This is a genomic window from Clostridiales bacterium, assembly GCA_030016385.1.
GTDB lineage: Bacteria > Bacillota > Clostridia > Clostridiales > Oxobacteraceae > JASEJN01.
Genome location: JASEJN010000042.1, coordinates 19,919 through 28,514, shown reverse-complemented (window position 1 = coordinate 28,514; position 8,596 = coordinate 19,919). Strand labels below are relative to the sequence as shown.

Here is an 8,596-nt window from a genome sequence, read left to right as displayed (position 1 = left end):
TTGGCATTTCGAACAGATCCATTCATTTTTTAGTTACAGTTTGCGGAAACTCAAGATATTATACAAACGACATCTATAGCCAAAGTGGCAAAAGACTATAGTTGACTTTGCAATATACAAGGAATAAACAATATGGTAAACTTTCTATTGTATATATTTTTTAAATTTTAGAGTTTGCCATTTATAGAAAAAGGAGACTTGAAAATTATGACAATATTAAAAAACGATTCGCTGGAATTGGAATTTAACATGGATAATGGAGCGCTCATAGCTTTAAAATCCGTTGAGACCGGGTGGAAAATATTGAACAGACCAAACCTTGGGCTTAACTTCAGACTTTTGGTACCGCTGCCCGGACGGCGAAACAACCCCGTTTACGGTGAAAAGCAACGGATAACATCCGCAAAGGTAGGGAAGGATGGCCGGAATGTAAGCTTTTTTTGGGATGGCGTGACTTCGGCGTTTGGTGGGAAGCTCGATATAAAACTTCATATGATGGTGCGGCTGACAGACAGGCAGGCGATTTTTACCCTCTCGATAGAGAACAATTCCCCTTACACTGTCGAAAACGTATACTGCCCTTATCTTGGCGATGTCAGGCATCCTGAGGATGAGCAGCATTTTAAACTTTTTATATATGACTATAGTTCCGCAAGGGAGTGGCCGCTCTGGCCGGAGTATCAAAATTTTAAGGGGTATCATGGAGTAGACTATCCTACCCAGTTTGGAAGCATACTTTTTAGCGGAGCACCCATGGTTCCATACTGTTTGCTGAGGGGTGACAAGCAGGGATTGTATGCGGGCATTTGTGATGCAAGCGCCGAATTGGTGGTATGGAATACGGAGCTCAGGCCGGGATATGAAAGTTCCATGGACTCAAGGGTACCTGAAGGATCACGGATTTCAGGGAAAGATATCGCTACACGGTTCGCTGCTGTACATATCCCGTATATACTTCCCGGGGAAACAAGAAAATTGACTTCTGTCGCTTTAGAAGCTTTTACAGGAGGCTGGCAGTCAGGTGTCGATATATATAAAAACTGGAGAAACGGATGGATGAAAACTGCCAAAATACCCGAGTGGGCAAAGAAACCGCATTCATGGCAGCAAATCCATATAAATTCCCCGGAGGATGAACTTCGCATGACCTTCAAGGAGCTTGTGAAAATAGGGGAAGATTGTGCAAAACATGGAGTGAAAGCGATACAGCTGGTAGGCTGGAATAAGGGAGGTCAGGACCAGGGGAATCCATCCCATGATCCGGATCCAAGGCTTGGAAGTTTTCAGGATTTAAAGGATGCCATAGCAAAGATACAGTCTATGGGAGTGAAGGTAATCCTGTTCTCAAAGTTTACATGGGCGGACAGGGCAACTGAATGGTTCAGGAAGGATCTTAAACGTTTGGCAATAAAGGATCCATATGGTGATTATTATATGCATGAAGGCTATCAGTATCAGACTGCAACCCAGCTTATGGATATCAATACAAAAAGGCTTATTCCCATGTGCTTTTATTCAGAGGAATATATGAGGATCTGTGAAGAAGAGTTTAAAAAAATAATTGAGCTTGGAGCCGACGGGATACTATACGATGAATGCCAGCACCATGGGCCGGCACTGCTGTGCTTTGACAAGACGCATGGCCACCGTTACGGGGCACCGGTTTATGCCATGGATAGAGAGCTAATCAAGAGATTCGCTAAGCTTATACCGAAAGGCAAAGAATTTTTATTTTCAGGGGAATCATGCTATGATTGGGAGTTTGAGGTATATCATCTGTCATATTTTAGAAGCCAGAATAAAGAGCATATTCCGCTTATGCGATATATGCTGCCTAATGCCCCGCTCATGACGGCTATAACAGGCTTTAACGACAGGAATATGGTCGACCAGTGCCTGATGTACAGGTACATCATAAGCTATGAACCCTATAATTTTAAAGGAAGATTGGATGACTTTCCCCTTACTGTTGAATATGGCAAAAAGATGGACTGCTTGAGGACGGAACTTAAGGAATACTTCTGGGAAGGTGAATTCCGCGATACATGCGGAGCATCCGTAACAACCATGGATGGTCTGCCGTATAAGCCTTATGCCGTATACTTAAACAAAGCAAACGGAAGTTATGGGATTGTGGTCTCGAACTATGATGAAAAGAATAGCGTAACAGTACAGGCTGAATTGAATGATGGAACAAGATTAAACAGTTACCGCCTGGTAGATGATGCTGTATGGAAATCGGCGGAGGACAAGATAACGATCCCGCCAAGTTCTGCCGCCGTCATAATTAACCGATAGATGTTCCATATGTTTAGTGCAAAGCGGGTTTTTTGAAGAAGGATAATATATAGTTAAAAATAAGCGGACCGAAAATCAAGGGATTGCCTATATAATCTAAAATTATAATATATTTTCTTACATCGGAAAAGTTGTTGGGTATTATACTGAATAAAACGATGAATATCGAAAGCACCAGCAGCGATACTGTATTCATATTGAATATCGATTTTTTTGCTTTGTTCGGGCTTGATTTTGAGGCCGATGAATTTGTTTTTTTGAATACTTTACCGATGCTGTAATATATGATAAAAAAGTATAACCCGAAGGACATGCTGAGCGCAGGAAACCATATACTGAGAAACCACAGGTCGATCCTTTCAAGTACCGGTACGTTATAGGTAGTTGCAACTTCATAAAGGGGGAATATGATATGCTTTAGCATGTTCTCTCCGAACAGCCCTATTGTAAAGGCGGTGGAAATCAATATGAATAATGTGGTAATCACATTACTTGTCAAGGAATACTTTAGAGCATTTTTTTTATCCGTTATCTCGGTATAAATTATCGTTAAAATTGATGATGAAAGGAAAGTATAAGATGTACTGAATATTGCCCTTGCCATTTTTGGTATTTTGAAAATTCCGACGGGCATAAGGAAAACAGTTTTAAATTCGCCGAACCTTAAAGTGAATAAAAAAAACTCCAGAAATATTATGACAAATATTACTGATGCAAACCTGCACATGGGTTTTAAGCCATACCAGGAAAGATATACCGTAGGTATTGCCACCGCGGATGCGAGGATAATTGCCGGAGTCAGTTTTAATGCGGTTGTATGCACGGTCTGTACAAAAAATCCCAGAGTAATTGAACACTTTAAAAAAGAATACAATATCACAAGCAAGTTCAATGCGGTACCGAAAAACTTGCCATAGGATAGTGAGTTTATTTCAAACAAATTTTTATCTTTATACCTTTCCATGAGTTTTACCGAAAGAGTCGACAGAGAGGCGCTGATAATCCCGCCAAATATGACGGCGATCCATCCATCATGCCCGACCGATACGGCTAACCTGTTGGGTAAAGTGATGGCTCCGACTCCAACCTGGGCTGAAATAAGGAAAGTCATATATTGTTTTGAAGTTATGAAATTTCTTCTTCCTATATCCATCTTTTTGACTCCAGTCTTTGCAAAATTTACCATGCCATTTTTCAGCAAGTGCTTTTTAATCTATTATACCGTATTGTTTTATGTCTACTTTTACATCTACATTAAATGGGATGCTTTTGTAAACATCTTTCCAGTCTGCATTTTTAAAATAGCCGTAATATTTTGCTCTTACAATTTCACCTATCCCTATAGGATCGCTTCCCACTTTCTGAAGGTATTTTATGATTTCCATGCAGTCTTTTTTTATTGAAACATTCAAATAGTCCTGGATTTCATTTTGCTTTTTTATATCGCTTAGTTTATTCCATTTGAACTCCTCTATTACTCCTCCGTAATACAGGGATATATTTGCGGACGGTTTGCCATCCTGAAGTTCTACATCGGCCTTTCTTTTGCACTCGATCATCGATATGCCCAATTTATCTTCAGTTTTTTCTTTTTCGGGCATTGGAACCGTATAAGAAAATTCCTTATCCTTATGCTTACCCATCATGCCAAGGAGCAGCGATGATTTTTGCGCATCCAATTTTCCGACCATCCTGTCGCCGGAGAAAAGGGCGCTGCCTTCAACCTCTATGTGGTTGCCTTTGAGTTTTATAAGGGGTGTAACCGGATCTATCCCCGGAGCGAAATAATCGATGTTGAAATTGTAAATCATGGTATTGGGAGCGCATAAATCTTTTACGGCATTTTTTGTAAGCTGGCTGATATAAAGGGCAGGTCCTGGTATATCTTTAAAATCAGTAGATTTTTGTATAATTTCCAACGGGCTTCCTTCCGTTACGATAACAAAGGCGATGGAACTTTCTTCGGCCAATCTGTTGAATATTTCAAGAAGGTTGTGTATGCCTTTTTTTGCGATTTCATCTGAAAACAGTATCTGCTGCAGCTTGCCTGCCTCCGTCCTTTTGGATGCCATCCTGTTTCTGTTTTTCCTGCCCTCCAGCAAGGAATCAGCAGATGTCGTAAACATCTCGATCCCATACGTGTCTTTTGCACCTATTGCCGGAATCGTCGAAGTTATCAAAAGATCATCGCCCGTTTTGGATTTTTCAACGCTTTCCATAAGGGTAAAGCCTGTTTTCTCAAATATTTTCTGGTCCCAGCAACTCGAAAGCGTCAGTGAAATAACTATAAATAGTATCAATACCTTTTTCATGATTACACCTCTTGACCTGTATGAAAAATGATCAATTAATGACTCCAAACTGTTTGATATTCACGTCGATATCGACGTTTATCTTGGTTTCCTTATAAGCATCCTTCCAGTCGACACTTTTCCAGAAGCCGTTGTATTTTGCCCGTACGATATCGCCTATACCTATGGCATCACAGCCGTGCTGCTGAAGGAGGCGGGCGGTTTCATCGCAGTCATTTTCCAGCCTTTTTTCGAGGTAGTTTTCAATTTCTGCCCGGACTGTCGCTTTATCCAGGTTATCCCACTTGTATTCGCTTATATATCCGTCAAATTTTAAATATATATTTACCACAGGCCTGCCGTTTTCTATCTCTACATCGATTTTTCTTTTTACAGGCACAAGGTCTGTCGACATATCCCTTTCGTTCCCAAAGTCTGGTTTTACAGGCAGCGGGTCTATGGATGCGAATTCCGCTTTTTTCGCTTTTCCCATCATTGCCAGGGTGAGGAATGTTTGCCTGGTATTTATTTTTCCCGTCATTTTGTCCCCGGAAAAAAGTGCGGACCCTGTGGCTATGACTTCTTGGCCCGACAGCTTTACAAGAGGCAGTATGGGATCCAGGCCAGGCGCAAAATAACATATATCAAAATCCACAAGCTTGGTATCCGGTATATATGAGCTTTTGGAGATGTTTTCAAGGAGATTATCCATATATATGGAAGGCCTCGGCTTATCCGTGAATTTTGAAAGGGCCTTTAACATTTTGCTGGGACTACCTTCAACAATCACCACCCAGCAATGTATGGGGTCCGTTGGATCGCGTTCAAGCACTTCAAAAGTCTGGTGGATGCTCTTGTTTTGCGCATATTCATCCGAGACAAATAATTGCTGTATTTTGCCTGCCTCCAGCAGCTTCGCAGACATCCTCCTTGCTTTTTCCCTTGCATCCCTTAGCACTTTTCCAGTCACTTCGATAAGCTCCACTTCGTTTTGCTTTTTACCTTCGGCTATTACAGGTGACGTATATGTTACCAAAAGACCCTCGTCCTTTGAGGACTCGACGCCTATATTCAATATAAAGCCTATTCTTTCATAAATCTTCATATCCCAGCATCCTGTAATCAGTATTGGTATAATTAAAACAAGCGCCAGCACTTTTTTCATGATTTTTTTGCCTGCCTTTCAACCTTGAACTTGTTTTTTGATCCGGCGGCGTTTTTAATCAGCGATATAATCAAGTCGATGATTGCCATACCGGATATAAGACTGACCCCTATCATATCCGTGAGTTCGATGGTTTTTAAAACATGGTTGTAATCCTTTAGCATCCTGCTTATTGCTGTTATTAAAATCGTAAATAATATGAGAAATACGGTTTTTTTCTTTTTATCCTTAACTCCGGTGAATGAATTTTTATTTTTATTATTCCCTGAAATCGTATTTGCATTAGATTTAATGCTTGGGAAAACATGCCCTGCGGCCTGATATAGCCAGTAATATGTTACAAAAAAATATGCCTTTAATGTCATGGAAAGCGCAGGAAACCATATCACAAGGAAAACAAGATCTATCCTTTCAAAAATAGGCACTTTGTATACAAGGGCGAGATAATAAACAGGGAATATTATGTGCTTTAGCATGTTTTCTCCGAAATAACCCATTGTAACTACAATAGTGGATGTGAATATCAAGGTTGAAAGCACCATAGCCCATATAGTATATTTGAGGGCGTTTTTCTTATCCGTTATCGCCGGATAAACAAGCCATAAGAATGCAAAGCCTAAAAAGGAAAAAGCAGTGGAACGCATGGAATATAACAGGGAAGGCAGGTTTATATTTCCAACCGGCAGAAGGAAAGAGAGCCTTATATGACTGAAACTCACAAAATACAGGAATATTATCTCGATCAGAATAAGAAAGACGAAATTACTAAACCTGCATATGGGTTTGAGTCCGTAAAAGGCCATATAAAAGGGGCATATCAGGGCTAAAATCGTCAAAACCAAAGGCGGGGTAGTTTTCATGATTATTATATGCGTTATTTCTATGACCAACCTTAGTATTATGGAAGTCTTTAGTATCAAATACAATAAATATACTGAATTTAAAGCCATCCCTGCATATTTCCCATACAGCAGTTTATTTATGCCGAATATGGTTTTATCCTTATGGATATTTAAAAGCTTGGAAATAATAATTGTCAATAAAATCGAGATAATGCCGGACATCAAAGCCGAGAGCCATGCGTTGTGGCCTACTTCCTGAACCAGCAGATAAGGTGTGGATATGATGCCCACACCTATCATAGTAGAAAATATAAGTATCATAAACTGCTTTGAAGTTATAAGGTTTTCTTTATCTACAGTCAATTGCCGCCACTCCCTCTTTTTTTATCCACCGGTTGGGCTACATCCGGCCGCTTCCGCATAGTCTGCAGGTGGAGCCTTATTACGGCATCCTTGAAATCTTTGGGCTTAAGGGGTATCAAGGGCTGAAAATAAGGCTGACCCAGGGATTCCAAAGTTACGAGGTGAGCCATTATGGTTGTCGCTGTAACCTCGATGCCGATAGCTCCGAATGCGGCCGAGAGAAGCATTACTATAAATCTCAGGACCCTTATGGCCAAACCCATGTCAGAGTTTGGCACGACAAAACTTGCAATTGCGGTAATGGCGACGACGATTACCATAAGGTTGCTTACAAGGCCTGCCTCAACCGCCGCCTGACCTATTATGATACCCCCGACTACACCTATGGAATTGCCTACGAATGTCGGCAGCCTTACGGTAGACTCACGCAAAAGCTCAAGGGTAAGTTCCATCAAAAGCGCTTCTATAAGAGGGGGAAAGGGCACCCTTGACCTCGATTCTGCAAGGGGGATCAAAAGGCTTAAAGGGACGGTATAATAATGGTAGGATAGTATGGATATATATAAGCCTGGTAAAAATATGGCAATCAAGGCGGCGAAAATTCTGACCGAACCTATGAATGTGCCGAATATCCAGTTGCTGTTGAAGTCGTCCACGGCTCTGAAAAATGAAAAAAAAGTTGTGGGCACTATGCTTACAACAGGAGTACCGTCAAGCATTATCGCAAACCTGCCTTCCAGAAGGGAAGCAGTTGTTTTATCGGGCCTCTCGGTAGCCTGATACTGAGGAAACGGGGAGTTTGGGTGATCATTTATAAACTGTTCTATATAACCCACACCGATAAAACCGTCAAAATTCAAGTCTCCGATCTTCTCGCAAAGCGTTTTTAAAAGGTCCGGGTTTGCGATGCCTTCGATATAAGCGACAGCGCACATCTGGTTTGTTGATTTACCTATAGTAAACATTTTAAATTTGAGGTTTGTGTTCCTCACATGCCTTCTCAATATGGTCATGTTCGTCTTTATGCTTTCAACGAAGCCTTCGTGGGAACCTTTTACATTTTTCTCCGTTATAGGTTCCTGTATGTTGCGTTTATCGAAGGATATAAGGCCGCATATTATGGCTCTTGATAGCCCTTCCCCTATAAATACGGTGCTTCCCAAAAGCACATTTTCTATCAATATGCTTAAATCATCCGTAAAGCGCAGGTCAGTAACGGGAAGATTTCTGAGGGTTTCTTCATCCTGCATTTTCTCAAAGCTCAGGCAAAGCAAGGGGGCTACAAAGTCCCTCTGTATAAGATCGATGTTTACCATGCCGTCTATATATATAAAGAAGCCCGATTTGTTTTCATCCAAATTTACTTTGCGCATTATTATATCAGGGCAATCCTTCAACATTTTTTTGATTTTATTTATATTATCTTCAAAAGGGTGATTTGAGAGTTTATTTTCATCATCGTCCACGTTTTTTTCATCTTTTTCAGTAACTCTTTCCTGTACAGGTTCTTTAGCCGGTTCTGCCTTTTTAGTCTTAAGTTTTTTTATCGTAGTACATCACCTGTCTCCACCTTATTTTATATTCAAATAATATATATACACTTTTGAACTTAATTCCGATGAATCGATATGCAGAGC

General features: G+C 40.6%; 6 protein-coding genes. 1 reads left to right on the top strand and 5 read right to left on the bottom strand.

What is annotated here, in order from left to right; genetic code table 11:
* Positions 1-207: 207 nt before the first annotated feature.
* Positions 208-2,298, top strand: a complete 2,091-nt coding sequence (locus tag QME45_10355) for a DUF6259 domain-containing protein (GenBank protein MDI6619057.1) — start codon at positions 208-210, stop codon at positions 2,296-2,298.
* Between the two features lie 13 nt (positions 2,299-2,311).
* On the opposite strand, the gene QME45_10350 is transcribed toward QME45_10355, so the two are convergent.
* The 5 genes from QME45_10350 to QME45_10330 are packed head-to-tail and all read right to left on the bottom strand — an operon-like array spanning position 2,312 to position 8,425.
* Positions 2,312-3,451 (bottom strand): GerAB/ArcD/ProY family transporter, encoded by a 1,140-nt coding sequence (locus QME45_10350; protein MDI6619056.1) that lies wholly within the window; start codon positions 3,449-3,451, stop codon positions 2,312-2,314.
* 55 nt (positions 3,452-3,506) lie between these two features.
* Entirely contained in the window at positions 3,507-4,610 is a 1,104-nt protein-coding gene (locus tag QME45_10345; GenBank protein ID MDI6619055.1) for a Ger(x)C family spore germination protein, read from the bottom strand.
* Between the two features lie 31 nt (positions 4,611-4,641).
* Positions 4,642-5,754 carry a Ger(x)C family spore germination protein gene (locus QME45_10340; protein MDI6619054.1) on the bottom strand — a complete coding sequence of 371 codons (1,113 nt, stop codon included), beginning with the start codon at positions 5,752-5,754 and terminating at the stop codon, positions 4,642-4,644.
* Positions 5,751-6,959, bottom strand: a complete 1,209-nt coding sequence (locus QME45_10335; GenBank protein ID MDI6619053.1) for an endospore germination permease — start codon at positions 6,957-6,959, stop codon at positions 5,751-5,753. Before QME45_10335 ends, QME45_10340 begins: the two co-directional genes overlap by 4 nt.
* Positions 6,956-8,425 carry a spore germination protein gene (locus QME45_10330; GenBank protein ID MDI6619052.1) on the bottom strand — a complete coding sequence of 490 codons (1,470 nt, stop codon included), beginning with the start codon at positions 8,423-8,425 and terminating at the stop codon, positions 6,956-6,958. The genes QME45_10335 and QME45_10330 overlap by 4 nt, the downstream gene beginning before the upstream one ends.
* Positions 8,426-8,596: the final 171 nt, after the last annotated feature.

What these genes read in the sequence shown, in the direction of transcription:
- QME45_10345 (MDI6619055.1), bottom strand. Translation starts at nt 4,610, where the DNA reads ATGAAAAAGGTATTGATACTATTTATAGTTATTTCACTGACGCTTTCG.
- QME45_10355 (MDI6619057.1), top strand. Translation starts at nt 208, where the DNA reads ATGACAATATTAAAAAACGATTCGCTGGAATTGGAATTTAACATGGAT.
- QME45_10340 (MDI6619054.1), bottom strand. Translation starts at nt 5,754, where the DNA reads ATGAAAAAAGTGCTGGCGCTTGTTTTAATTATACCAATACTGATTACA.
- QME45_10350 (MDI6619056.1), bottom strand. Translation starts at nt 3,451, where the DNA reads ATGGATATAGGAAGAAGAAATTTCATAACTTCAAAACAATATATGACT.